This window comes from Neobacillus sp., from assembly GCF_031988165.1.
GTDB lineage: Bacteria > Bacillota > Bacilli > Bacillales > Cytobacillaceae > Neobacillus > Neobacillus rhizosphaerae.
The window spans coordinates 101,485-126,285 of the sequence record NZ_DALZYO010000007.1 but is presented as its reverse complement, the minus strand read 5'-3'; the positions used below and the strand labels follow the sequence as shown (position 1 = coordinate 126,285).

Sequence of the window (24,801 nt, the reverse complement as noted above, 5' to 3'; positions counted from 1 at the left end):
AAATCGTTTTCAATAAAAATATTTTACTAAAGCCAAATTTCAAATTTATTGGTATGATTTTGAAATAATGGGTCTATTTTTTCCTTTATAAGAGAAATACCACCCTGACGGTAATAGTTTTTCTCGTCTTCAAAGGTCAATTCATGGTCATTTAATAAAATTTTCCTCTTATCACTTGAATTTGCCTTATGAAAGTCTACCGCAATTTGATAGTTGTGATAGGAAAATTGAAACGTTAAACCAGATTGTAAAAGTTCTCCTGGCAATACTGGATCAAATACTAAATGGGAAGAGGTTTCTCTAAAACCTAACATATTCCGTACGAATTGGTGCAGATAAATCCCTGGTCCACTGGAATATACTCTCCAACCACCTTTAACACTTACATTTTTTGTTTTTAAGTCCTTAAAATGTTCTTGTGCCTCATACCGTGATTTAAAATCACCATCTGAGCTACTGAAATACGTATTACTTTGCCTGATACCTGCATTTGAAACATAATCCTGAATAAGAATCGGGTTAATAAGTTGCAAGGCCTCCCAAGCCTCATTCTCCTTACCAAACTTTGCTAATGCTTCAACATAGCGAATATGGGCATGTACATATTGGAGTCCAATTTCTCTTCCAAAATTCGCTGCTTGCTCTGCACGTTTGAAAACTTCGCTTACGCCACCATGATAGGCCGCTGGCTTATTCATCAAGCGAACGCCATCTGGAAAAAGGAGATGCTGTTGGATTAGTTGAAGATGATGCTCTGCTTCATCTTTCTCTAAAAGGTCACTTGAAATACTCTGTATCATTGGCAATAAACGATACTGAATATTTGTTTTGTTGTCAGTGGGATGAAGCATATAGGAAACCTCACTAGGATTTTCCATCGAAATAAATCCTGGCAGTGTACTATCCTTTAAAAAGTATCTTCGAAAATCGTTTTTGATATTTTCAGCTAAGACTTTCAAATCATTTGCCCAATTTTTATCATACTGTTTTAATGCTTGATAGCTTTGGTAGATGGTTTGATAGGTTAGTGCAACCGTCCAGGTGCTGGCCATTTGTTTTTTTAGCTTGGCATTTGCTGGCTGTAACGTATCATCCCAGTCACCATCCCCATAGCTGGATAAATAGGTATCATGCAAAAAGTGGTCTTGGATGTAGGATACTTCCTTTTTTAAATGCTCCAACAATGTTTCTTTATATGGTGTCAATTCCTTTGTTTCTTTATCCATATATGGTAGTTCCATGGATAAAATCGTCACGTCATTCGTCGCAAGTAAATATTCGGAAACCATTTTTAGCGGCCAAACAATGATATCTCCATGACTCTCATGGGCCATAATGTTGGAGTAGCGATCAAACATAAACCATTGCGACCAGTTGCCATCTTGAATAAATTGATGGGAGAACAAAGTTTCAATTATTTTTCTCACGACAGGATAATGCTGCATCGCCATAAAGTATTCAGTTGGACCTTGGCATACGTCACGTGTTCCCCATGCTGCCCCACTATATTGTTCTAACCCGTGTGGTGAAAGGAAGTGGATCAGCATATCATGGGTATACCACCAAAAGATGGTGTTCATTCGTTCTAATTCAGGGGTTTGCTTCGAATTTTGAGATAAAGCAAATCCTCTCATAAGTGTTTTGTAATGCTGCTGAAAATCAGCTTTGGCATTTTCAAAAGTTTGTTTAGACGGTTGGTCGTTTCCTTCATATAAAGACCCGCCGATGGTCAGTGCTAAATCAGATGTCGGATCAAATGCTAATGACAATAAAGAGCTTTGATGGTCAGTTTCCGGACCTTCAAAGAAAATTTCATCCGTTGAAACTTTTACATTTTCCCCATTATAGGTCAGAAAATAATGCAAATGTGGATAAACCTCGTTTGCCAATGTCCCCTCTAGTGTATGAAAGGTGATGCTACCATTTTGAGGATCATGTACAAATGAAACCGGCACTTTATATTCTGTTTCATTCATTACCACTTGCTGTGTAACGACCATGCGATATTCTTTTTGATTTTGAGAATGAACTTCTAGTCTGACTTCAGGACGGTCCGATACAGTATAGACCGTAACAACTAATAGATCATCAGGCATTTTATAGTACCATTTCGCATAATTAAAACCCATTTCATATGCAGAGGGCATGGTTAGCAGTTGATAGTTGCCATCTACTTCAAGATAGATACGCTGTCCTGAAGTTTTCAAGCAATTCAAAGCATTCCTTGGGTTGGTAAACAATTTATGCATCGACGTATTGCCAATCACAACTTGGGATTGAAATATTCCATACATATAAGATGTCGATGCTAACACCTCTTCGTGTGGATCAAGATGGTTCCCGCTTAATAAAATATGTCCATGTGGCCGTTCAGAAAGGTTCTCTTTTTCTTTTAATACAACATGTTCGTGTGAAGGTGTGAAAAAGGATAACAGTTGTTGATCGTGCCACTCCTCCTGTTTACGTTCAGGAAACAAACTCTGTAAATCTTCCTTAGATAAAGAGTGTCCAACTATATTTTTGCTTAGGAATTGTTTGTTAAATTTCAGCTGATTCACTGGTTCCCATTGATTAGGGAACCGAATATCAATTCTTGCTTCGTCGAGGACAGCTTGGTATTCCAATTGTTGAATCGCCTCTGGTTGATTTTCTACAAAAAGCCCATAAAAGGTGAAGTGCTGATCGTTCGATAAGGTAACAGGCTTCGACTTCAATGCTGTAAAAGCAAACTCATATTGATACACTTCATTATCCAGGTTTTCTTGATCAAAAGCTTTTGGACGATTCGTTGTCTTGTAGGATTTACCGAAAAATTGGAATCCGTCGGTACTGAAACCCTCTGAATATGTCAAAGCACCTTGTTGAAGATAGGGAAAAACGCCATCATTTTGAGATTGATTTTGCCGTGAACAAACAACGTATCCTTTATTTTCATCAAATAAGACTTTGTGGTCAATATATTGTGATACATACGCTTCATTGGATTGAACCGCATTTTGGTTAGCTAAACCGAGATCTTGTGTGTAGATCACATCCACGGTTTCGCCATTTCCTTTTAAGTGAATATCCCAAAACCATATGTTATGGGAACTTAAAGAGAAAATCACTTCATAGTGAATATTTTCCACTAAACCATGCCAAAGTAATTGATTTTCTCTCTTTTGCCAATTACTTTGAGATTCGTTTCCAAGCAAAGGATACACTTGATAGGTTCCATCTTCTTGGTATATGCGAAGATAAAGGTTGTTTAAAGACCCATCAACAGGGTTCCCGTTTATTTGATTGATCATAATGCTCTCGTCATACATCGCATCATATAGCGTTCCATTTCGTAAAAAATTGAATTGTAATTTCCCTTTTTGCAAGGTAATAAAACGATTATGTTCCAACATTCACCCTTCTTTCTTACAAGACTAAAGATAATCTTTCTTGTAAAATATTTTCACTATCCCCGCCAACCATGAGAATAAACTCACCAGGCTCAATCGTTTTCTTAAAATCACTATGGATATAAGTTAATTGATCTGTTGTGATGGTAAACGTAATTTGTTTTGATTCATTTTTCTTTAAATGAATCTTTTCAAATCCTTTTAATTCTTTTACCGGACGGACGACTTTTCCTACTAGATCACGAATATACCATTGAATCGTTTCGACTCCATCATGATTCCCTGTGTTTCTAATCGTGACTGAAGCGGTAATCTCACCATTTTCCATTTTCATTTCTTTTGATGAAAGCTGCAAATCTTGATAATCAAAACTTGTATAACTCAGTCCAAATCCAAATGGAAACAGCGGCGTATTCGGAACATCTACGTATTTAGAAATGTATCGACCCTCTGTTCCTAGAAGCTCGGTTGGACGTCCTGTATTAAAGGCATTGTAATATACCGGAATTTGCCCGATATTTCGTGGAAATGACATGGTAAGTTTCCCCTGTGGAACAGTGTTGCCCACCAATATATTCGCAACTGCTTCCGCCCCTTTTGAACCTGGGAACCATGCTTCAAGGATAGCATCACACTTCTCACTAACATCGCTCAAGTCTAACGGGCGCCCATTAATTAATACGAGCACAATTGTTTTATTTAATTTGCTGATTTCGTTCAGCAAGTTCAATTGACATTCTGGTAACTGTAGATTTGTAACGCTTGCTCCTTCTCCCACCATATCGGCAGATTCGCCTAAAGCCAAAATAATTTTGTCTGCATTTTTGGCAATTTCTAACGCTTCTTCTAATTGGGTGGATGATCCATCTAATACTCCACATCCTTGCGCCTCTAATAAATGAGGATAATAGATAGAGAGTGCCGATGTAAGGGTCTGTGTTTCAGAACGATCACCCTTCCAAGACCAATTACCTAATAAATCAGTGCTATTTGCAACTGGTCCAATGACAGCAATTTTGTCTTCTATTTTTAAAGGAAGGGATCCATTATTTTTTAATAGAACAATGGATTCTTCAGCTGCTTTGAGGGCAATCTGTTGGTGCTCCTCACTGTAAACAACTTCAGCTTCTTTTTGTTCATCTGCACCGCGGTAGGGGTTTTCAAATAATCCTAAATCATTTTTTAATTCCAAAATTCGGAGGACGGCTTCATCAATCAAACCTTGCTCAATAAGCCCTTCCTCTACTAACTCTTGTAAGAAGTGGTGATAACAAAATGTCATCATTTCAATATCAACTCCGGCCTCGATAGCCAGTTCTGCCGCTTCTGCTTCGTCCGCTGCCACTCCGTGTGGAATTAATTCCTTGATAGCAGCCCAGTCAGAAATTAACACACCATTAAATTTCAATTCTTTTCGGAGAATATCTCTCATTAATTTTTTATTGGCGGTTGCAGGAATTCCTTCCAAAATATTAAAAGCTGTCATGACTAATTTAGAACCAGCTTGAATGGCTTCTGCATAAGCCGGTAGATAAAAGTCGCGAAATTCCCACTCAGAAATATCGACTGTATTATATTCTCTTCCACCTTCAGGAGCACCGTAGCCAGCAAAATGTTTCACACAAGCGGCTATACGTTCATGGTCATTTGTTAAATCCTTTCCTTGGTAGCCGTTCACAAATGCCTTTCCATAGAGTTGGTTCAAATAAGGATCTTCTCCTGTTGACTCCATCACTCGTCCCCATCTTGGATCCCGTACTAAGTCCACCATTGGCGAGAAAGTGACATGCAGGCCAGAAACAGCGGATTCCTTCGCTGCCACTTGTGCTGTTTTTTCTACCAACTCCGGATTCCAACTGCAAGCTAGCCCTAATGGAATTGGGAAAATCGTTCGATAACCATGGATAATGTCTGCCATAAACAATAGGGGAATACCTAATCTACTTTTTTCTATATAGTTTTTCTGTACTTCTATTAAATCTGCCGCTCCAGATAACCCAAGAACGGAGCCAGCTTGATGCAAGAGATTCTCATCCAATCCGTATTCCTTCATAGGTCCAGTGATGGCAGTTTCTCGATCAATAAAAAAATCTCCCGTCAATTGCTGCAATTGCCCAATTTTTTCGGGAAGCGTCAGTTGTTCAACTAAATCAATTAACTGTTCATGTTTCAAATGGATGCACTCCTATTATTTTTTATAGAAACGTTTCACCAAAATTATAAACACTTTCACTGCCTGAATCAAGTAAAACTTCCGTGCTTGCACTCTCCAAAGTTAACATCCTCCTAAAAAGTATTATTTTTTTGTACTACAACTGTGAAAAATAGATATTGACATTATATTCCATTGTTGATACTGTATTAATTAATTAATACAGTAATACAATCTGGTATTGGAGGTTGTTATGGAATTTAATCAGAGGGAGCCAATTTACTCTCAAATTATTAATGACATCAAAATAAAGTTCATTAATGGCACCTATCATTTAGGGCAAGAAATCCCCTCTAGACGTGAGCTGGCCAAAAGATTAGGTGTAAATCCTAATACGATTCAGAGAGCTTATAAGGAAATGGAGGACATGAATTTAATTGTGACCGTCAGGGGACAGGGAAGCTTTATGACAAGCGATCAGGAAATGCTCGAATCTTTACGAGAAAATGTGTTATTTGATGCGGTAAGCCAAAGCATTGAGATGCTGAGGTCATTCGGAAAAGAGGATAATGAAATTTTGGACATTATTAAAAAGTATTTGGAGAGGGGAAAGTTACAATGATTGAAGTGGATCATGCTATAAAAAAGTTTGGAAGTAAAAAGGCATTAGATGCACTATCTTTTACTATAGAAGAAGGAAAAATCATCGGTTTGCTTGGGACGAATGGGGCAGGGAAATCGACATTACTCAAGGTTTTGATGGGGCTGCAGCGTTTGGATAACGGAAGAATTACCATTGATGGAAAAGTGCCTTCCTTATCGACAAGAGGAATGATGGCCTATCTACCTGACATTGATGTCTGGTATCCTTGGATGAAATTATCTGATGTCATGCAATACATGAAAGACATTTACTGGGATTGGAACGTTAAAAAGTCACATAAATTGTTGGAATTTTTCGAATTAGAGAAAGACACTTTTATCAAAGATGCCTCAAAAGGTACAAAGGCTAAAATAAAATTACTTTTGGCATTAAGCCGCCAAGTGAAATATTTACTTCTTGATGAACCCTTTTCAGGAATTGATCCATTTGCAAGACAACAGATCGCAACAGCTATCGTGGATGATTTTGTAGAAGAAGGTCAAACAATCATTATCACCACTCATGAAATAGCCGAAGTGGAAAAACTCCTCGACGAGGTGGTATTTATACACGAAGGGAAACTGCTACTTAAGGGACATGTAGAATCACTTAAAATGGAAAAATCCATGTCTTTGATGGATATCTTGGAAGAGGTGTATAACCATGCACGCATTTAAACGTCTATTAAAGACTGACCTGCGAAATAGAAGAAATACTATATTTATTAATCTTGGCGTAATTCTTATCTCAAACATCATACTAGCCCTGCTTCCATTTCAATTAAACATTCCTCAAACGGGATACAATTTCGTAATGACACTTAATATAATTGTTTTTTTTGCAGTACTCTACATTCCTTTACTAAATTGCTTTTCAACCTGGAGGGAAGAATGGAAACAACATGCCATTTTCCAATTATTATCTCTTCCGGTCCCAAGGACATATTTGCTCATTTCTAAGTATATTTCGATTTTAATAGAGTTTTTGCTCATTTCGGTGGTTATGTTAACAGGCTTAAGCGTACAAAATTGGCTTCAAAAAGGATTATTATTTAGAGTAGAGCCTCTCATCACCTTGAATTGGTCTAAAGGGCTGTTCATTACAGAAATCATGTTTTCCGTAACATGTCTCATTTTTTTATGTTTCTTTAGTACACTTTTAGGGAAATGCTTCCGAAGATTTTCTCAGTTCATTACCTTCATTACCTTTTTTGTTGGATGTGTAATTTCGATTATAGTTTTGTTTACTATGCAGCCGTTGTTCGTATCAATCCTGCTAAGTCTTATCTATTTTTTCGGTAGCTTATATTTGCTGGAAAAGAAGGTGGGGATCGAATGAATAGTGGATTGTTTTTTGGTGAGTTTTTAACAAATGCAAGTCAGGTAGGCAGCGTGATTCCTAGTTCAGGTTTTTTAATTAGAAAAATGCTTCCAGTAACTATACCTTGGCATAAAATGAATCAGATTGCTGAACTTGGTCCAGGAACAGGTGTATTCACACAATATATTCAGCAAGAGAGGACCTCTTCAAGTGAATTCTATTTGTTCGAAAAAAATAATAAGTTTAAGGATAATTTGCATCAACGCTTTCCGCAACTTCCACTGTATAATGATGCGTTGCAACTGAAGGAAGTGGTAAAAGAAACAAACCGTCCTTTTGATTTGATCGTTTCCGGTCTTCCATTTACCAATTTCTCGAATGAATTGCAGCATCAATTGTTACAAACAATTAATGATTCATTGGCAAGTAACGGGGTATTTGTTGCCTTTCAATATTCCTTGCTACTCAAAAGGAAATTTAATCGATACTTTCGGATAATGGATACCGGATTCACTTGGATAAATGTACCTCCAGCATGGGTCTTTAAATGTGGAAAACGTGAGCTGTAATTTTAAATGGATGAACTTACTCAAAAAAGCGATGTAGCAATAATAATCGTGACATTTCAGGCTAGAAATGAAATGTATGGGAATCCTGGGATTTTGATATAAGAAAAAAGATTACGAACAGTGATCGTCACTGTTCGTAATCTTTTTGCGATAAATTCATTGGCTTATATTTCTTCCAACTAAATACCTCAGTTGTCGCGAAGTTCTACAATTGTTCCTTCAGGGGCTTTCACTTTACATAAGTAGCCGTTTTCACATGATAAATGGCTTCATTATTCTTCGGTAAAAATTCAACGTCTAATTTTCTTAGACGAGTAATCTCTGCGTTTAAATTCTCAACCCATAGGCAAAAATGTGCTAGATGTTGACTATTTGTATTTCCATTCATAGGAATCAAGTACCCATTTCTAAGAAAATTCTAATTTTGCTAAGCTATACTTTTCTTGTCTAAAGTACTGAGTACGAAAAGTGTTAGGAGGATTTTCAAATGAAAAAAAAGGATAAAAAGTGGGTACTCCTTTGTTCTACTGCCCTTGCAGCAGTTTACTCAGCTGGTTATTTTACTACAGAAACCCAGGCAACCATAGGTCAACCGATACATCATGTTGAAAATAGCTTTCAAACAAAAAGCAGTACCTTAAGTAATTCTAATGGAATCAGCAACAAAACAAATAGCCTGTATAAAGATGGTACATTTAATGGTACAGGAATGAATAGACGTGGATCCATTGATGTACAAGTAACCATTAGAAGCGATAAAATTACCGATGTTGAAATTAGCCATTTTGCTATGCATTATACGGAAAGTGACGTAGTGGGGCTGCCAGATGAAGTAGTGCAGAAGCAAAGCGCTCAAGTAATGAATGTATCAGGTGCAACTTATAGTACGCAAGCATTCGAGGATGCGATACAAGATGCCCTTAATCAAGCCCAGAACGTAGCAGGTTAACAAAATGAAAAAAGCGAAATTGTATATGGATACCCTTGTAGATATACAGGTAGTCACGGAGAAATCAAAGGAAAAGATGGAAGAGAAAATAAATCGTGCGTTTACCGCTTTTCAAAAAGTTGAGCAAGCTTGCAGTCGTTTTACCCCTTCAAGTGAATTAATGCAGGCTTGCCAAATAATCGGAACACCAGTGGAAATTAGTCCTTTTTTATTTGAACCCCTTTTGCTTGCTATCGAAATAGCAAAGTTGACGGATGGTTTATTCGATCCTACGGTGGGAAAGGTGATGGAAGAGAATGGATTTAATCGCCATTATTTAACTGGGGATTTAATGGAAAGTCCATCTTCTGATTCCGTTAGTTTTCACGATATCGTCTTAGATCTACGAGCAAGGACATTAACCTTGAAAAAGCCTTTAGTTATTGATTTAGGGGCTGTGGCCAAAGGGTTCGCGATTGATTTGGCTGTAAATGAGTTGAAGGAGTTTGCAGGATTTGTCGTCAATGCTGGTGGCGATCTGTTTGCAGGCGGAGTGGACGAAAAGGGGAATCCGTGGAAAATCGGTATCCAGCACCCCCTTCAAAAAGATGAAATAATGAATACCATTGAAATTTCTGATGAAGCGATCTGCACATCCGGAAGTTATGAGCGAAGGAGTCCGAATAGACCAGATTTGCATCATTTAATGAATCCGAAAACAAAACACTCACCCAATGAATTGATTAGTTGTAGTGTGATCGCCCCATTCGCGATGATGGCAGATGCTTTTTCCACAGCATCATTTCTGCTTGGTGCAAACAAAGGGAAAAGGCTGATTGAAGAACTAGATATGAAAGGATTACTCATCAAATCCGATTTACAAATTGTTAGAGCTGGAGGGATTTAATTGACTGCAAAGAAATGGATGAAAACTCCAAAGGGCTATGTCACCATTGCTATGGTTGCTTATCTTATTATCGCTTCCATCGGCTCAAAAAATATAATGGGCATTTTGAATAGTATCATCGCGGTTAGTATATCATTAGCTGTAAACTTCCTCTATTGCACGATTACGAATAAAAAAGGCAGTAAGGATGGTTCAGTTATTACCGGATTAATCATTTCTCTGATTTTGAGTTTTACGACATCTTGGGCTATTGTGGCAGGAACGGCTGTTATGGCCATCTTGTCTAAGCATCTATTGGTCTATAAGAAGAAACCAATTTTTAATCCAGCCGCCTTTGGTTTACTGCTATCGATTTTTATTTTTCATACAGGGCAAAGTTGGTGGGGAGCTTTTGGGGATCTTCCTTCGTGGATGATTATTTTTCTCTTGGTTGGTGGATATATCGTAACCGATCGAGTGAATAAATACCCTCAAGTTTTTTCATTTCTGGGAGTCTTTTTTATCTTGCTGTTTCTTATGGGTTATTTCAACGTTGGAAATGCAGCTGATGCACTACGGCCGCCATTTATCAATGCTACCCTATTTTTTGGCTTTTTTATGCTCACAGATCCACCAACATCGCCAGCTAAAGTTAAGAATCAAGTCATTTTCGGTATTCTGTCTGCAGTATCAGGAATTCTTGTTTATGGAATATTCGGTGGTCTAACCTATTTGTTTATCGGGTTGTGTATCGGGAACCTTTATAGTTACCTCAATAAACGCTCATCTTCAAAGGTGTCTGCTCTTAGGCAACAGGTAAAACCAACACATCGAGTTCTTGGTAAATAGAATTGGCTATCTACGCAAATTTTTGTAAAATTTTAGTTGAAAAACGTTGGGGAATACTATATTCTATGAAGATTTTAAGGGAGTTGGCAGGGGAGAATGCGTGTATTGGTCGTAGAAGATGATTTACCATTAAGACGAATCATTTCAACTATATTAGAGGAAGAAGAATACGAGGTGGACCAAGCTGAAAATGGGGAAGAAGGCTATTTAATGGCTTCATTGTGTGAGTACGATTTGATCACCCTTGATATTATGCTCCCGAAAATGGATGGGTTTTCATTGATGAGAAAATTACGGAGTGAAGGGTATCAAACACCTACATTGTTCCTTACGGCCAAGGACCGGATTGAAGATCGAGTAAAGGGCCTAGATTATGGCGCAGATGACTATATCGTGAAGCCGTTTGCAACCGAAGAATTTTTAGCAAGAGTCAGATCGTTGCTCCGTCGGTCGGGGAAAATCGGATTGGAAGGAAAAATAACTTATGGTCCGATTCTCTTAGATACCAATCAGCATGAAGGTTTTATCAATAATGATGGTTTAAAATTGACCATTAAAGAATATGAATTACTTTTTTATTTGATTCAAAATAAAGAACAAATCTTAACGAGGGAACAAATTTTTCAAAGGGTATGGGGAATTGAATCGGAAACAACAGACGCCATTGTTGATCTTTACATCCACTATTTACGGAAAAAATTAGCTCCTTTTGACTCTGAACGTCTGATTCGGACTGTCCGTGGTGTGGGATATATGTTGAAGGAGTAGTCGAACCCATGTTTAAAAAAACGAAACGCCGGCTTGTCATTCTTAATGCACTTGTCTTTTTTATTCTCCAAAATACTTTTGGGGCTCTTATTTATTTTTATACGTACTATAGTTTGTACCATCAAGTGGATCAAAATATTTTAGAAAAGAAAAATCACCTGCTCCACGAAAGGGAGAGAATGGGAACGGAATTAAACCAGGAGCGTGAAGAAAATCATCGGCTTGTCTATCTACTATGGGGGAAAGGTAATAAGCTAAACCAGGTGATTCCTAGCAACTCCATTACCCATGTAGGTACGGACCGTTTTTCGCAATTGTTAAATAAGGAAGGGCTGCAATCAACAACTATTGGAACGGAATCCTATCGCTTTATCAATATATCTGTTTCAACGTATAAAAACTATTCACCTGTACAGAAAATCCAAGTGGTATATAACCTAAAACGAGAAAATGAAATGTTATCTCATTTACTTATGGTTATCGGTTTTGGCTCATTATTAAGTGTATTTATCGCTATCCTAGCAGGAATCTATCTTGCCAATAAAGCATTAATACCGATCAAGATGTCCTGGGAGAAGCAGCAGCAATTTGTGGCAGATGCCTCACATGAATTGCGCACACCACTCTCAGTTATGAAGTTGAATTTAGAGCATTTATTTCGTCATCCTGATCATAGTGTCGAACAGGAAAGTGAGACCATTCATCAGGCCATTCAAGAAATTAACTACCTGTCAAAAATGGCATCCGATTTACTGACCTTAGCGCGCTCTGATTCCAATCAGCTGCAGCTGATCCAAGAGACCATCCAGTTAGATGAGATACTCCATCAAGCGGTTAAGGATTTTAAAACGCTAGCAATCTTAAAAAATATTCAGTTAACAGCTGACATTCACCCAATTAAGATGATTGGCGATAAAGAGAGACTAAAACAATTGTTTGTCATTCTATTAGACAATGCTCTCAAATACACAAAGGAAAATGGAACCATTTCCATTAAAGGCAGTGTGAAAAATTCGCGCACAATCATTGAAATATCTGATACAGGGATTGGTATACCGAAGGAAGATCTTCCCTACATTTTTGATCGATACTACCGTGGTGATAAATCCAGAACTCGTCATTTAGAAGGAGCTGGTTTGGGGCTTTCTATAGCAAGATGGATTATTCAATCCCATTCAGGCAAAATTCGTATTATGAGCAAAGAAGGGGAAGGGACCCATGTTTTAGTCAGCCTCCCTCTAAAAAATAAAAATTAGTTTTTAGCTAAAAAGCACACCATTTCAAAATAATACTGAATCCTCAAATTTATAGGTGCCAAACCCCGAAAAGTTAACGTATTAACACACTTGGGGTCTGGCACCTTTTTTGAAGAGTAATCAGATACTTTATTTAAAACGAAGCAAACAGAGTACATGTTACCAAATAGTCATATAATAAATGTGACCATATATACATGTATGGTGAATCCCGTTGCTGCTACTTTATTAAGGAAGAAGGGTTTTTCCGAAAGGGAAGAGTTCAGATAATCTTGGCGGATTCCCCTGTTTATAGTGGAATGGCCTCAATTAAAAACTGGATGGGACAGGAACTATTTAAAATTAAGGAGGGTTTCAATCGGTGCATGATTTAGATTTACATCATATATTTGAACTCGGTCTAATTTTAGTTATGATTGCTGCTGGTATTACCGCTATTGCCAAAAAGTTTAAAAAGCCTTATCCGATTGCGCTCGTCATTGTGGGTACAATTATTGGTCTTGTAAATATTCCGGTGTTAGAGCCTCTAAAACAATTAATAACCCAAGGAGAAGTTTTTCACTTTGTTATTATCACTTTATTTTTACCTTCGTTATTAGGAGAAGCAGCATTAAAGCTTCCTTTCTCCCACCTTAGAGAAAATAAAAATCCTATTATTGCTTTAGCATTTGGCGGAACCTTGTTATCATTTGTCATCATCGGTTTTCTGGCAATCTGGCTTTTAAATTTTTCTATCCCAGCAGCGTTTGTATTTGCGGCCTTAATGAGTGCAACCGATCCAGTAAGTGTACTATCCATTTTTAAAAGTGTGGGCGTAAACAAAAAGTTGGCTACGGTAATAGAGGGAGAAAGCTTGTTTAATGATGGATTAGCGGTTGTCTTTTTTAAAATATCTGCCTTTTATTTACTAACATATATTGAGCTTGGGATCGAAGGAGCAGGCCTTGGTTTATGGGAATTTTTTAAGGTGATTTCTCTTGGTCTCATCATTGGTGGAGCCCTTGGCTATGGATTTTCACATTTAACCAAATACTTTGATGATTATCCTTTGGAAATTATTTTTAGCATGATTCTTTTTTACGGTTCCTTTTTGCTCGCTGAAAGTGTTCATGCATCAGGAGTAATTGCCGTGGTTGTTGCCGCTCTTATTTTGGGGAATTATGGAGCAAAAATTGGGATGAGCCCCACGACAAAGTTAAATATTAATAACTTTTGGGATGTTGCTGCATTACTGGCAAACTCTCTTGTATTTCTAATGGTTGGATTAGAAATCACAAGAATTAATCTAGCGGACAAATGGGGTTTTATTGTTTTAGCGATAGTAATTGTTTTATTTGCTAGGAGTTTTGCCGTGTACATAAGCTTATTGTTTATTAAAAATTTCCCAAACTCGTGGAAGCATATCATTAATTGGGGAGGCCTAAAAGGGTCATTATCGATTGCTCTTGTTCTAAGCCTACCCAGAGATTTTGTGGGACGGGAGGAGATTTTGATCCTAGCTTTTAGTGTGGTGTTGTTCTCATTAGTCGTTCAAGGACTTTCGATTAAACCGCTTTTAACATTCTTAGGTGAGAATAAAAAAGAAAAAGGCTATGTGGTGTATGAGGAACTGATCGCACGTGGTCACCGATTTGAGACAGCCATATCAGAAATAAATAAGGTAAAAAAGAACTTATTTATAACGGAAACCGTTGCAAATGAGATCGTCAATCAATATCAACAAGAACTTGTTAAATTACAAAGTGAAATGGAACTTCTTTTTCAAAAATATCCTGAACTAAAAGTGAAACAGCAAACCATCTTACAAAAACATTCCTTATATGCTCAGCACGAAGCTATTGAAATCCTGCTAAAGGAAGACATCATTTCTAATGAAGTCGCCGCAAAAGAACACGACCAGATTACAAACAATCTTGTGAAATTAGAGGAATCTCATTAGCGGAAATAAGTTACTTTTTGTCACCCTCACGGTTCAAATTGGTTCACTGATAATCTTAATAGAATAAACTAAGGTAAAATCACGCTAACAAGTAATGGCAATGGATGATAATCATGCAGATTATTACATGAAGTAGGCAATAGATTACCCTTTGCCATTCAACCCTCGACTTCCCTTCGCAATAAACGCTACTTTACCTTGGAAATTCCACCACTTATAAGCTTTACTTTTACATCAATGGATGCAATGCTACTTTTGTCTAAAGGAAGTTTGCCGCCTTCTTCCAGTCTGTTCCACTCGTTTGGCTTATCTCTGTATATGGTTTCTGACAGTCCAAGAACATCAACCCCTAATTCAAGACCTTTGAGGTAGGTCCCCATTATTTGCTTTTTTACTTCTCGAGCTGCTAATTTCTCAAGTTCCTTTTCCTTAAAATGTTCTTTTATTTCTGGGATGGTTGCCTGCATCGAGATTTTAATATTGAAGGTGGCTTTACCAGCTGTTACCTTCGGCTTAATGGATGATTTTATTTTATTCATTACTAAAATAGCCCTCACAGATTGTTTTTCTTTAATTTCTATAGGTGTACGCTCCGTTTTTTTTTCCAACCAACGGAGTCCTAAGAGATAACGACGAGCCAAACACCTTTTGAATTGCTTGTTTTCAAGAAAACAAATCCCGCCAGGTTTGAGTTTGGGCGAAATCTTCTTATTCTCTGTCCAGTCTCTCACGATGGTTAAATACGGTAACGGGACGGTTTGTCCATCTTCATTCCATTTCCGGATAAACTCGTAAAGATATAGTGGGGCAATTTCTGAACTTTGGGTGTATGGGTTTAAAGGGCTATTTAACTGAGAATAAAGAACCGATAATTCCGCAGTCGAAGGGGTATTAAATACTTCCTCGATAGGTTCTTTAGTAGCCATGGTCCAAACTGTATACCGAAATTCATAATATCTATCCCAAACGTCTAAAACCTCGTTAACAACACCACGCTTTAAAGCTTTTTCGCTAAAAACAATGGTTTTAACATGACTCCAAGCAATTTTTTGTGGGATTGATGAATACAAATTGAAAATGGCAGCATCGAAAGAATATCCTTCTCCTTTTGCAACATATGTCTTTTGTCGTTGAGACTGCCCTGATTCCTTTTTTGCTATTCCACTAAAGTTTATCATCTGTAAGTAAATAATCACTTTACCGTTCCTATAATCTACTCCAACAGAGTTAACATAGATCATGTGTTCAATCTCTTTTGCTCCCCAACAACCAGTAAGCAAAAGAGAGAGCAGCAAAATGACAAGAATGTTTTGAGTAAATTTCATGGTAATCGTCTTTCCTTTTTTCTGCTTATCAAAAAAATAAACAGTTATTTTTTTCTCCCCCATGGCATTCGAAAGAAGATTTTGTATATTTCTTGGAAACTTGGCGGGGAAAGAGGAGTCATATAATACATGCCAAAGGAACGTAAATTTACCAAGTAAAGAATAAAAGACAACAAACATATTAACACTCCAAACAAACCAAAAATGCCACTGATTATTAACACCACAATCCGAATCAAGCTGAAAACACCAACCAAAGACTGATTTACCAAAGTAAAGGTGGAGAGCACTGAAATGGCAATAATAACAATAATCCCAGGAGCTGCAATCCCGGCGCTAATGGCTGCTTGACCGATAATTAGTCCTCCTACAACCGATAATGTTTGGCCAAAGGAAGATGGCAGCCTTAAACCAGCTTCACGAAATATCTCAAACAGGAGCAACATAACGAGCGCCTCCAGCGGAACTGGCAGTGGCACGCCTTGTCTAGAATTCACTAATGTCGCAAGAAAAGTGAAAGGCAGCTGATCTTGATGATAGGTTGCGAGTGCTATCCAAAAACCAGGCAAAAACAAGGCAAGTGCCACTCCGCTTATTCTTAAAAACCTGGTAAATGCCACAAAGAAATTATTCAAATTAGCATCTTCGGAAGTATTTAATAAAAAATTAAAATTAATTGGTGCGATTAATACTGTTGGTGAACCTCCGACTACCAGTACAAATTTACCGTGAAGAAGGGAATTAACGGCAAAATCAGGTCTTCCAGTATAGGCGAATAATGGGAATAATGAAAATCTGGTCAAAATTTCTTCCAGTTGATTACTGCTTACAATCCCGTTTACGTGTATGTTCAACAGTTTTGTCTTAATTTCATGTAACGTGTTTGGTTCAATTGCGTTTTTCAGGTATAAAAGATGAACTTTTGTGGCCGTTTGCGAGCCAATGGTGTATTCTTCTACTGCCAATAATTCGGTTTTGAGTCTTTTTCTAATAAGCGCAATGTTTATCATCGCTTCTTCAGTAAACCCATCTTTTGGACCTCTCATTGAAATCTCTGTATTTGCTTCCTCCGGATCTCTTTTTGGGGGATTGGCTAAATTTACAGAAAACATGTTGTTCGAAGGAACAAACAAAAGCAAGAGTTCACCATGTAATACAGTATCTATAATTGATTTTTCAAATTGGTCCATTTGAAGAGCGGTCATGTGAAATGGAACATTTTGTTGAAAGTCTGGAACGGTTAACAAAGGAAACTGATTTGTCATGTTTTTTAAATTTGGAATGATGTATTGTTCCACTTTTGTACTGTCGCACAATCCTTCACAGTAAACTAGATGAACAGCAGTTCCCTGAATCCCTTGAGAAAAGGGGAGCGTGATTTTTTTTATGTCCGAACTTGAATCAAGCAATCCTGTTATTGCTTCAAGTGGTGATTTATTTTGAAAACTGTTATTTATATTCAAGGGTTTAATTTCTCCCTTCGATAGCCGAAGTTAATTAGCCCAACAACAATCAAAGAAAATATAAGGATGCCAAATAATGAATACGGGAGTATATATTTTGACATAAGATGCAAAAAAAACGGATCACTATAAGGAATGACAGTAATACCAACTAATATTAAAAACATAATACTAAGAGTTATCACTTTATTTTTATTATTTTGAATATTGAACACATCGATGATTAAAAACATCATCAATGAAATTCTCAAAAATGCACCACAAAACCATTGATAAATACTTAAAAAATCTAAATGCTCTACGTATCGACCAATTGTCACTAATCTCCATTCTTCATATGCGGGAAATCTGAGCTTTGCCGCTTCCTCAGGTCCAAATTCAATGATTGCCCCAATTAAAGGACCAATGGTTAGCCCCATTATCAGCAGAATAATGATCGCTAATGAACGATAAGATATACGCGACCGAATATGATGTTGCAAAAAGAAGAGCATAAAAACCTCAACAAACCCAGCACCCACATAAATGGTTCCGTCCCATGCAGGCTGCATTCCATGAGCCAAAATAGGTTTTAAGAAAGAATAATTTTTATGAGGTATATTTGCGAGCATAACAAAAATACCCAAGATAATGACAAACGGTAACAAAACTCCGGCAGTATTAGCCAAAGAATGAATTCCCATAAAAGCGTTGATTGCAGAAATAAGAACCAATATAAGGGTAAGAATAAGGACTGGGGTATTCGGAGAGAAAGCAAGATGGATCCAATGAACAGTGTCCCTAACTGTAACAGCACATAACACAAACAGATATACGCTTGCTACTATGGCAAGCAAGTGACCCACTATTGGATGATAAGCTTGCTTTAGCCACTCAAAGAGGTGCTGCTTACGTATTTTGAGGATTCCGGTGTGCAACAATGCAATCCAAACAAGAGAACATGCACTGGCTAACAATACAGAAACCCAGGCATCACGTTTCGCTGCATCAAGCAAGATAGGGATGATGATTACATGATTTAAAAGCCCAGTACTAAGCATGATAATCATCACAGTTTGTACAAGCGATACCGGAGATCTCATTTTCTTATCCTCCTCAATAATCCGCGGATAGTACTATCGTCCCTTTTTTACAATAATTTATTCACACCCCACTGTGAGGAGTCAGTAGGGTGGAAATTTTGAAAGTCTCCCACTTCTTATCAAAATCTAAACACTAAATACCCCTGTTGTCACGAAGTTCTACAATTGTTCCTTCAGGAGCTTTCACTTTACATAAGTAGCCGTTTTCAACATGATAAATGGCTTCATTATTCTTTGTTAAAAATTCAACGTCTAATTTCCTTAGACGAGTAATCTCCGCGTTTAAATCCTCAACCCAAAGGCAAAAATGTGCTAGGCCTTGACTATTTGTATTTCCATCACTAAGTATTTCATTGTATTTTCCCGTTTGTAGTTCAATATAAAAATCACCTAATTGTATCCAGGTATTAAAGTCTCTCCCATGGAAATTGGGAGATTCTTGTACCACTTTAAACCCTAATCCTTGCGTATAAAAGCTCAACGTCTCCTTATAAGAATTCGTTTGGATACACAAATGATGAACAAAATTGTTTGTCATGAAAACTTCCTCTTTTCAATTGATAATAAGTACTGGTAAAACCATGATACCAATATACCAATTTTTAAAGATTTATTCTCTTTAAAACGCCACTTTTGGTTTGTTTTTATCCTAGATTTTTATTATTTTACGTCTATTCTTAATTTACTATGAAAGCATTAAATGATTGTAAAGATAGTGTGAAAATGTCGTATTTTGTAGGAATTTCATAAACAATGAGAATATTGGCTTCTGACCCCAATGCTGAATCATTAAGAATTGTTAGAGTTTTGTAAAACTATTGTGATACCTGATTGTTTCTTCTCTTTTTATGTTATAAATGGGGTGTCATAAGGTATTCCGCTCGTTTTATAAAAATGATAGGCGCAGAAAAAATCGAGGTTGGCTCAATAAAGAAAGGTGTTGTTAACTATGTTACATTCCACCATTCAGAAAAAAGATTATCGTTTGAATCCATTCCATCCTATTATAAAAAACAACGGAACAAAAAAAGTAAAAAATGTCATCGTCCTTATCGGCGATGGGATGGGTTTTTCATATACCACCGGTCTTCGTTATTTCAATCATGATTCCCAAAAAGGATTCATGAATCCCACTATATTTGATCAATACTTCGTCGGTTCCCAATCTACCTATTCATTGGATACAGAAAGTAATATTACAGATTCCGCGGCAGCAGGAACTGCTTTATCAACCGGTTATAAAACCTATAACGGTGCCCTTGGCGTGAACGTGGATAAACAAGTCGTTCCGACCGTTTTAGAATATGCTAAATTTCGTGGCAAATCTACGGGGCTGGTTGGAACAAGTCAAATTAATCACGCCACACTGGCGGCGTTCGCCGCACATAATGAATCCAGAGATCAATATGATCAAATTGCCGATGATTACCTTGATGAACAAATTGAAGGCAAACATAAAATCGACGTGATGCTTGGGGGAGGAACCTCTTATTTCTGTCGAAAGGACCGAAATTTAATCGAAGAGTTTGTAAAAAATCAATTTGGTTATGTAACAAATTTACAAGAGCTTGTCACAAATAAAAACGAGAAGCTCATAGGTTTATTCGCACCGATTGAATTGCCGAAACAGATAGATCGAGATCCATCTGTTCCATCACTTCCACAAATGACGAAAGCTGCTCTTCAACGTTTGCAGCAAAATCCAAATGGTTTTTTTCTATTAGTAGAAGGAAGTCAAATTGATTGGGCGGGGCATGACAATGATATCGTAGGGGTAATGAGTGAGCTTAAAGACTTTGAAGCAGCGTTTCAAGAGGCGATTCACTTCGCCTCAAATCGGGAAGATACGATTGTAATTGCGACAGCTGATCACTCCACTGGAGGGATGAGTATCGATCGCAATGATAACTATAAATGGAATCCAAGTGTGATTAAATCCATTACATCGACACCGTTTGTTATGGCAACACGATTGCATGAAACGAAAGATATGACAACCTTAAGGCAGCATATGCACGTTACTCTTCAGGAAGAGGACGTAAAAACCATACAATCAACGTTAGAAATGGAAGTAGAAGATACACGGCAAGCTCTGATTAACATCATCAATAACTATTCCAGTACGGGCTGGACAACAAAAGGACATACAGGTGAAGATGTTCCCATTTATGCATTTGGTCTCAATAGACATTTGTTTAGTGGAAGAATGGAAAACAGTGAAATTGCCAGGATTCTATTTCAGATTATTGATTAAGCTGGGATCGGATCCGTGTAGAAAGATTGGTGCCTGACTCTCGATGCTTTAACACAACACCACAAATGCTATCTGGAACGCTATTTCGGTTTGTTCTCTTAAACTGAAAAGTTGTACAATAGTTAAGATATGAATATTTCATCTAGGAGCAGACCAATGGATACTAAAGAGCAATCGTTACTAAATTACTACTATAGCAAGTTGATCGATAATACGTTTGATGAGAAGGATGCCTATACATTTTTGCTTTTAATTCGAAATCGGAGCAAAGAGATACACTGTATCAATGAGCTGGCAGATTTTGTTGCGAATCGAGACCAGCACAATGGCTATATCAAGGATTATCTGTTTGAAATAAGGAAAAAATTTGAAAGCCTGGGAAAAACGAATACAGCTATTAGGATTGAAGATGTATTTCCCTTCAAGGAAATGAAAAAAGGTATCAACCAGACATTGGCGGAGTATCAGTTAGCAGGGTTAACCAATGAAAAGATAAATGATTTTGTTGTCTGCCTGATTTCCATCCTGCAGCAGGTCAAAATTACCGATGAAACCGAGAGAGAAATTGGTAAACTATTTTTTGCCCTCTCCAATAAACAGATGATCTTGATGGCGGAAATAGAGGTTTCTCAAAACCTTTTCAAAAAAACCAATGCGGTTTTTCCGGTATTGACCGCCAATAATTGTTATGTCGACATCAAAAAGCAAGACAGGTATGATACTCCATATCTCTTTGCTGACAAGGTGATCGAAATAATCAATCAGGAAGGGAAACTGGAAATTATAATCCCAAAATAGGTGGATAATTTTTAGCCTCTAATAAAAGAGGAAATAGGTAAGAGAATTAGATGTATAAGGAGCAGATAGGGGAAACTTTATAGCGAAGGATAGAGCAGAAAGTGGAACCTTTTTATGTAACCGATGACTCTTGTATAATTATTAACGTATTGAAATGAGCGAAAGGTGGGCTTTATTCGTGGAAAAGGTACCGGCAAAGGTAAAGGCGATATTATTGGCAGATGATCCAGAAACATTTGTGACGAGAAGGATTTCAGAAGTGAATCTTGAATTTGGGGGAATGAGAGGGGATCGCCATTTCGGGGTGACCAGTAAGGCTGATTCAAGACAGCCGATGTATCCAAGAGGAACAGAGATACTAAACCGCCGCCAAGTTACCATTGTGTCAGAGGAAGAGTTAGCCAGGATTGCTGATGAATTAGCGGTCGAGTCAGTAATGCCTGAGTGGTTAGGGGCTAATCTCTTAGTAAAAGGATTTCCTGATTTAACTAAACTCACCATGGGCTCACGTATCCTTTTTTCAAGTGGTGCAGGATTAATTTGTATGGGAGAAAATCAGCCGTGCACCTTACCTGGGGATGTGCTCCAAAAGAATTATGAAGATCATGAGAAGCTGGCATTCCGTTTTGTGCGTGCAGGTTACAAACGGCGGGGAATCGTTTGTGCAGTCGAAAGACCGGGAATGATTCACGAAGGGGATGAAGTTCAGATCCTGATTAATGATTTTACCAATCCAATGCAATAAATAACGTGGAATGAAGTCAATGTATATAACTGGGTCATGAGGTTCATTAAGGGGATGGATTCATACATAGCTGATGGTTAAATAAACAAAATTGACGGACAACAAAAGGGAAAGATGACCATTTCTCGAATAAATATAGTGACGGATATAATTGAAGAATTTTTGGAGGATGCAGATGGGCTATATTGAGGATTTGCGAGAAATAATTGGAACGCGACCGCTCATTTTAGTAGGTGCTGTCGTGGGGGTAATAGATGAACATGGAAAAATTCTATTACAAAAAAGACCTGAAGGCGTCTGGGGGCTGCCAGGAGGCCTGTTAGAATTAGGTGAATCTGCTGAGGATGCTGGAAGAAGGGAAGTTTTTGAAGAAACAGGAGTTGAACTTGGCCAGCTTCAGTTAGTAGATGTATTTTCAGGTAAGCAGTATTTTAGAAAACTGCCAAATGGAGATGAATTCTATCCAGTCACGATTGCTTATTTTTCAAAAGATATTATAACCAGTACCATCAGGATTGATGGAAAGGAATCGATTGATGCAGGATTCTTTGATTTACGAGAATTACCAAATCATACAACCCCTTTAGTTAGGAAGTTGATTCAACAATATTATAGTATCTTCAGTTAGACCTTCTATTGATGAAGGTCTATTTACATTAGGGAGATTTTTCGTAGAGGGTGCCTAAAACAAGTAATATATAAGAAAATGAAACAAAAATAAAAGCAGAACGTATAAAAGGATAAGATTCCCATATTTTGAAATTGAGGAGTGGTTTTTTTGTGGGCATTTGGTTCTGGGGAATTTTAGTCTGTTTTAATAATAAATTGGTTAATCCAAATCAATGATAACCTGAAAAATTTATTAATGGGCGATTTGTAAGGGCCATAAAGGGGATGAAATAAAATGGATTTCAGTGAAATCGTCGTGTCATTAACTCCTAAAGAAGCAAGCGAAAAAATAGAAGATGCAATCGTGAGTGGTAGTATTTCAGGGACATTAATTGATCGTTACCTTCGTTCGGTCGGAGAGAACCAAATCATCGTATTGGTGTTAGAAAAATTCTATTTTCGTTCAAACAATCGTGGTTCCATGACAGTTACGATTGATAACTTTGAAGGAGCAACAAAAGTCCATTCAGCAGCATCCGGCACTGGCCAAGGAGCTATATTCAGGTTTGATTGGGGGGCAGGGGACAGTTTTATTAATAGTGTCATGAATACTTTAGAAATGTATAAAGTTAAGTAGAAAAGGAAGGTGCCAAGCACCTTCCTTTAATTTGTTCGCTATCCGTACAATTATTTTGCGCTAAATGTATCTACTTCATTTAGTGTTCCAGGAACTTTTACAGCACCTGATTTAATCTTGTTAATCCAATCGTTTACAGCTGTTTCAATTTCTGCTTTGTTTGTCGCCTTCGCATTGATAGGAGCTAAGCCAACACCGTCTTCAGCTAAACCATATAACGCAACTTTGCCGCCAGGGAATTTTCCATCTTTAGCCTTTTGAGAAAGGTCTTCAACTGCTACATCGACGCGTTTAAGAGCGGATGTAAGAACGATGTCTGGACCCATGTCAGCTTGGTCACGGTCTACCCCAATTGCCCAAAAATCTTTGCTAGGGTCTTTTTTCTTTCGGTCATTGGCTTCTTTGAATAGACCGTTACCAGTTGCACCTGCTGCGGCGAAAATTACGTCTGCACCGCTAGAATACATTTTAGAAGCGATTGCTTGACCAAACTCAGCCTTGTCAAACGCACCAGCGAATTGAACATCGACTTTTACTGCTGGCTTCACTGCTTTAATACCAGCTAAAAAACCAGATTCAAATCGTTCGATAACAGGGACCTTCATCCCGCCAATAAATCCAACATGGTTCGATTTTGTCGTAAGAGCAGCCGCTACACCAGCAAGGAATCCTGCTTCTTGCTCTTTGAACAGAACACTGGCAACATTAGGCTCTTTTACTTGATCATCAACGATTGCAAATTCAGTATTTTTTTGTTGTTTAGCAATTTCATCAACTGCCGCTGTCATTAAGAAACCGATACCGTATACTAAGTCAAACCCCTGACGAACAAGTGTATTTAAGTTTGTAGTATAATCGGCATCCGATTGGGATTGAAGGTAATCATAACCACCCTTCCCTTTTTTTAAGCCATTTTTTTTACCGAATTTTTCAAGCCCTTCCCAAGAAGATTGGTTAAATGATTTATCATCAACACCACCAATATCAGTAACCATTGCGACAGAGAAGGTTTTTCCTTTGCCTCCGCCTTTGTTATCATTACTTTTTCCACAAGCACCTAGAAGTGTACCAAGAGCTAGAACAATTGATAGCATCATTGCGACATTAAGTTTTTTCAAGTTAGTGTGCCTCCCTATGATTGTTGTTTGATAAAGCAGTAATGTTTTCTTGAACATAAGTTTATAATACA

General features: G+C 37.6%; 21 protein-coding genes. 14 read left to right on the top strand and 7 right to left on the bottom strand.

Annotation, left to right across the window (positions count from 1 at the left end; all coding sequences use genetic code 11):
* Positions 1 to 26: 26 nt before the first annotated feature.
* Together RTR43_RS06065 and RTR43_RS06060 are read right to left on the bottom strand one after the other, a co-directional pair.
* Complete coding sequence (locus RTR43_RS06065) at positions 27 to 3,392, bottom strand: GH36-type glycosyl hydrolase domain-containing protein (protein ID WP_312470419.1); 3,366 nt, start codon at positions 3,390 to 3,392, stop codon at positions 27 to 29.
* A 13-nt stretch (positions 3,393 to 3,405) separates the two neighbouring features.
* The gene (locus RTR43_RS06060) at positions 3,406 to 5,562 is read right to left on the bottom strand and encodes a glycoside hydrolase family 3 N-terminal domain-containing protein (protein ID WP_312470418.1); all 2,157 of its coding nucleotides are present in this window, start codon (positions 5,560 to 5,562) and stop codon (positions 3,406 to 3,408) included.
* A 232-nt stretch (positions 5,563 to 5,794) separates the two neighbouring features.
* Between RTR43_RS06060 and RTR43_RS06055 the strand changes: the two genes are divergently transcribed.
* The 9 genes from RTR43_RS06055 (at position 5,795) to RTR43_RS06015 (ending at position 14,699) form a co-directional block, all read left to right on the top strand.
* Positions 5,795 to 6,163 (top strand): GntR family transcriptional regulator, encoded by a 369-nt coding sequence (locus tag RTR43_RS06055; RefSeq protein WP_312470417.1) that lies wholly within the window; start codon positions 5,795 to 5,797, stop codon positions 6,161 to 6,163.
* Positions 6,160 to 6,861, top strand: coding sequence for an ABC transporter ATP-binding protein (locus RTR43_RS06050; RefSeq protein WP_312470416.1), 702 nt, complete (start codon positions 6,160 to 6,162; stop codon positions 6,859 to 6,861). The genes RTR43_RS06055 and RTR43_RS06050 overlap by 4 nt, the downstream gene beginning before the upstream one ends.
* 657 nt (positions 6,862 to 7,518) lie before the next feature.
* The gene (locus tag RTR43_RS06045) at positions 7,519 to 8,073 is read left to right on the top strand and encodes a class I SAM-dependent methyltransferase (protein ID WP_312470414.1); all 555 of its coding nucleotides are present in this window, start codon (positions 7,519 to 7,521) and stop codon (positions 8,071 to 8,073) included.
* 487 nt (positions 8,074 to 8,560) lie between these two features.
* Entirely contained in the window at positions 8,561 to 9,022 is a 462-nt protein-coding gene (locus RTR43_RS06040; RefSeq protein ID WP_312470413.1) for an FMN-binding protein, read from the top strand.
* A 4-nt stretch (positions 9,023 to 9,026) separates the two neighbouring features.
* Positions 9,027 to 9,908 carry an FAD:protein FMN transferase gene (locus tag RTR43_RS06035; protein WP_312470412.1) on the top strand — a complete coding sequence of 294 codons (882 nt, stop codon included), beginning with the start codon at positions 9,027 to 9,029 and terminating at the stop codon, positions 9,906 to 9,908.
* Positions 9,909 to 10,736, top strand: coding sequence for an RnfABCDGE type electron transport complex subunit D (locus RTR43_RS06030; RefSeq protein WP_312470410.1), 828 nt, complete (start codon positions 9,909 to 9,911; stop codon positions 10,734 to 10,736).
* A gap of 96 nt (positions 10,737 to 10,832) precedes the next feature.
* Positions 10,833 to 11,504 (top strand): response regulator transcription factor, encoded by a 672-nt coding sequence (locus RTR43_RS06025; protein WP_312470409.1) that lies wholly within the window; start codon positions 10,833 to 10,835, stop codon positions 11,502 to 11,504.
* An 8-nt stretch (positions 11,505 to 11,512) separates the two neighbouring features.
* On the top strand, positions 11,513 to 12,760 hold the full coding sequence (locus RTR43_RS06020; RefSeq protein ID WP_312470408.1) for a sensor histidine kinase: 1,248 nt from the start codon (positions 11,513 to 11,515) through the stop codon (positions 12,758 to 12,760).
* 361 nt (positions 12,761 to 13,121) lie between these two features.
* Complete coding sequence (locus RTR43_RS06015; protein ID WP_312470407.1) at positions 13,122 to 14,699, top strand: cation:proton antiporter; 1,578 nt, start codon at positions 13,122 to 13,124, stop codon at positions 14,697 to 14,699.
* A gap of 188 nt (positions 14,700 to 14,887) precedes the next feature.
* Here RTR43_RS06015 and RTR43_RS06010 read toward each other — a convergent pair whose 3' ends face one another.
* The 4 genes from RTR43_RS06010 to RTR43_RS05995 form a co-directional block, all read right to left on the bottom strand.
* Positions 14,888 to 16,024, bottom strand: a complete 1,137-nt coding sequence (locus RTR43_RS06010) for a Ger(x)C family spore germination protein (RefSeq protein ID WP_312470406.1) — start codon at positions 16,022 to 16,024, stop codon at positions 14,888 to 14,890.
* Between the two features lie 44 nt (positions 16,025 to 16,068).
* Positions 16,069 to 17,487 carry a spore germination protein gene (locus tag RTR43_RS06005; RefSeq protein WP_312470405.1) on the bottom strand — a complete coding sequence of 473 codons (1,419 nt, stop codon included), beginning with the start codon at positions 17,485 to 17,487 and terminating at the stop codon, positions 16,069 to 16,071.
* The gene (locus tag RTR43_RS06000) at positions 17,484 to 18,569 is read right to left on the bottom strand and encodes a GerAB/ArcD/ProY family transporter (RefSeq protein WP_312470404.1); all 1,086 of its coding nucleotides are present in this window, start codon (positions 18,567 to 18,569) and stop codon (positions 17,484 to 17,486) included. Before RTR43_RS06000 ends, RTR43_RS06005 begins: the two co-directional genes overlap by 4 nt.
* A 133-nt stretch (positions 18,570 to 18,702) precedes the next feature.
* Complete coding sequence (locus tag RTR43_RS05995; protein ID WP_312470403.1) at positions 18,703 to 19,107, bottom strand: VOC family protein; 405 nt, start codon at positions 19,105 to 19,107, stop codon at positions 18,703 to 18,705.
* A gap of 411 nt (positions 19,108 to 19,518) precedes the next feature.
* Here RTR43_RS05995 and RTR43_RS05990 point away from each other — a divergent pair, with 411 nt between their 5' ends.
* From RTR43_RS05990 to RTR43_RS05970, 5 genes are all read left to right on the top strand, one after another.
* Positions 19,519 to 20,823: an alkaline phosphatase gene (locus RTR43_RS05990; protein WP_312470402.1), complete on the top strand. Its 1,305-nt coding sequence runs from the start codon at positions 19,519 to 19,521 to the stop codon at positions 20,821 to 20,823.
* A gap of 156 nt (positions 20,824 to 20,979) precedes the next feature.
* On the top strand, positions 20,980 to 21,621 hold the full coding sequence (locus tag RTR43_RS05985) for a hypothetical protein (protein ID WP_312470401.1): 642 nt from the start codon (positions 20,980 to 20,982) through the stop codon (positions 21,619 to 21,621).
* Positions 21,622 to 21,775: 154 nt separating this feature from the next.
* Complete coding sequence (locus RTR43_RS05980; RefSeq protein WP_312470400.1) at positions 21,776 to 22,366, top strand: MOSC domain-containing protein; 591 nt, start codon at positions 21,776 to 21,778, stop codon at positions 22,364 to 22,366.
* A 175-nt stretch (positions 22,367 to 22,541) separates the two neighbouring features.
* Complete coding sequence (locus tag RTR43_RS05975) at positions 22,542 to 22,994, top strand: NUDIX hydrolase (protein ID WP_312470399.1); 453 nt, start codon at positions 22,542 to 22,544, stop codon at positions 22,992 to 22,994.
* Between the two features lie 276 nt (positions 22,995 to 23,270).
* Positions 23,271 to 23,612: a DUF6054 family protein gene (locus tag RTR43_RS05970; RefSeq protein ID WP_312470398.1), complete on the top strand. Its 342-nt coding sequence runs from the start codon at positions 23,271 to 23,273 to the stop codon at positions 23,610 to 23,612.
* 50 nt (positions 23,613 to 23,662) lie between these two features.
* Here RTR43_RS05970 and RTR43_RS05965 read toward each other — a convergent pair whose 3' ends face one another.
* Positions 23,663 to 24,730, bottom strand: a complete 1,068-nt coding sequence (locus RTR43_RS05965) for a BMP family lipoprotein (RefSeq protein ID WP_312470397.1) — start codon at positions 24,728 to 24,730, stop codon at positions 23,663 to 23,665.
* Between the last annotated feature and the right edge of the window lie 71 nt (positions 24,731 to 24,801).

Bases quoted from the DNA above. Each gene is read 5' to 3' on its own strand.
- RTR43_RS06020 (WP_312470408.1), top strand. From the start codon at position 11,513: ATGTTTAAAAAAACGAAACGCCGGCTTGTCATTCTTAATGCACTTGTC.
- RTR43_RS05995 (WP_312470403.1), bottom strand. From the start codon at position 19,107: ATGACAAACAATTTTGTTCATCATTTGTGTATCCAAACGAATTCTTAT.
- RTR43_RS06025 (WP_312470409.1), top strand. From the start codon at position 10,833: ATGCGTGTATTGGTCGTAGAAGATGATTTACCATTAAGACGAATCATT.
- RTR43_RS05980 (WP_312470400.1), top strand. From the start codon at position 21,776: ATGAGCGAAAGGTGGGCTTTATTCGTGGAAAAGGTACCGGCAAAGGTA.
- RTR43_RS06045 (WP_312470414.1), top strand. From the start codon at position 7,519: ATGAATAGTGGATTGTTTTTTGGTGAGTTTTTAACAAATGCAAGTCAG.
- RTR43_RS05970 (WP_312470398.1), top strand. From the start codon at position 23,271: ATGGATTTCAGTGAAATCGTCGTGTCATTAACTCCTAAAGAAGCAAGC.
- RTR43_RS06035 (WP_312470412.1), top strand. From the start codon at position 9,027: ATGAAAAAAGCGAAATTGTATATGGATACCCTTGTAGATATACAGGTA.
- RTR43_RS06055 (WP_312470417.1), top strand. From the start codon at position 5,795: ATGGAATTTAATCAGAGGGAGCCAATTTACTCTCAAATTATTAATGAC.
- RTR43_RS05985 (WP_312470401.1), top strand. From the start codon at position 20,980: ATGGATACTAAAGAGCAATCGTTACTAAATTACTACTATAGCAAGTTG.
- RTR43_RS06000 (WP_312470404.1), bottom strand. From the start codon at position 18,569: ATGAGATCTCCGGTATCGCTTGTACAAACTGTGATGATTATCATGCTT.
- RTR43_RS06065 (WP_312470419.1), bottom strand. From the start codon at position 3,392: ATGTTGGAACATAATCGTTTTATTACCTTGCAAAAAGGGAAATTACAA.
- RTR43_RS06050 (WP_312470416.1), top strand. From the start codon at position 6,160: ATGATTGAAGTGGATCATGCTATAAAAAAGTTTGGAAGTAAAAAGGCA.
- RTR43_RS06040 (WP_312470413.1), top strand. From the start codon at position 8,561: ATGAAAAAAAAGGATAAAAAGTGGGTACTCCTTTGTTCTACTGCCCTT.
- RTR43_RS05990 (WP_312470402.1), top strand. From the start codon at position 19,519: ATGTTACATTCCACCATTCAGAAAAAAGATTATCGTTTGAATCCATTC.
- RTR43_RS06010 (WP_312470406.1), bottom strand. From the start codon at position 16,024: ATGAAATTTACTCAAAACATTCTTGTCATTTTGCTGCTCTCTCTTTTG.
- RTR43_RS05975 (WP_312470399.1), top strand. From the start codon at position 22,542: ATGGGCTATATTGAGGATTTGCGAGAAATAATTGGAACGCGACCGCTC.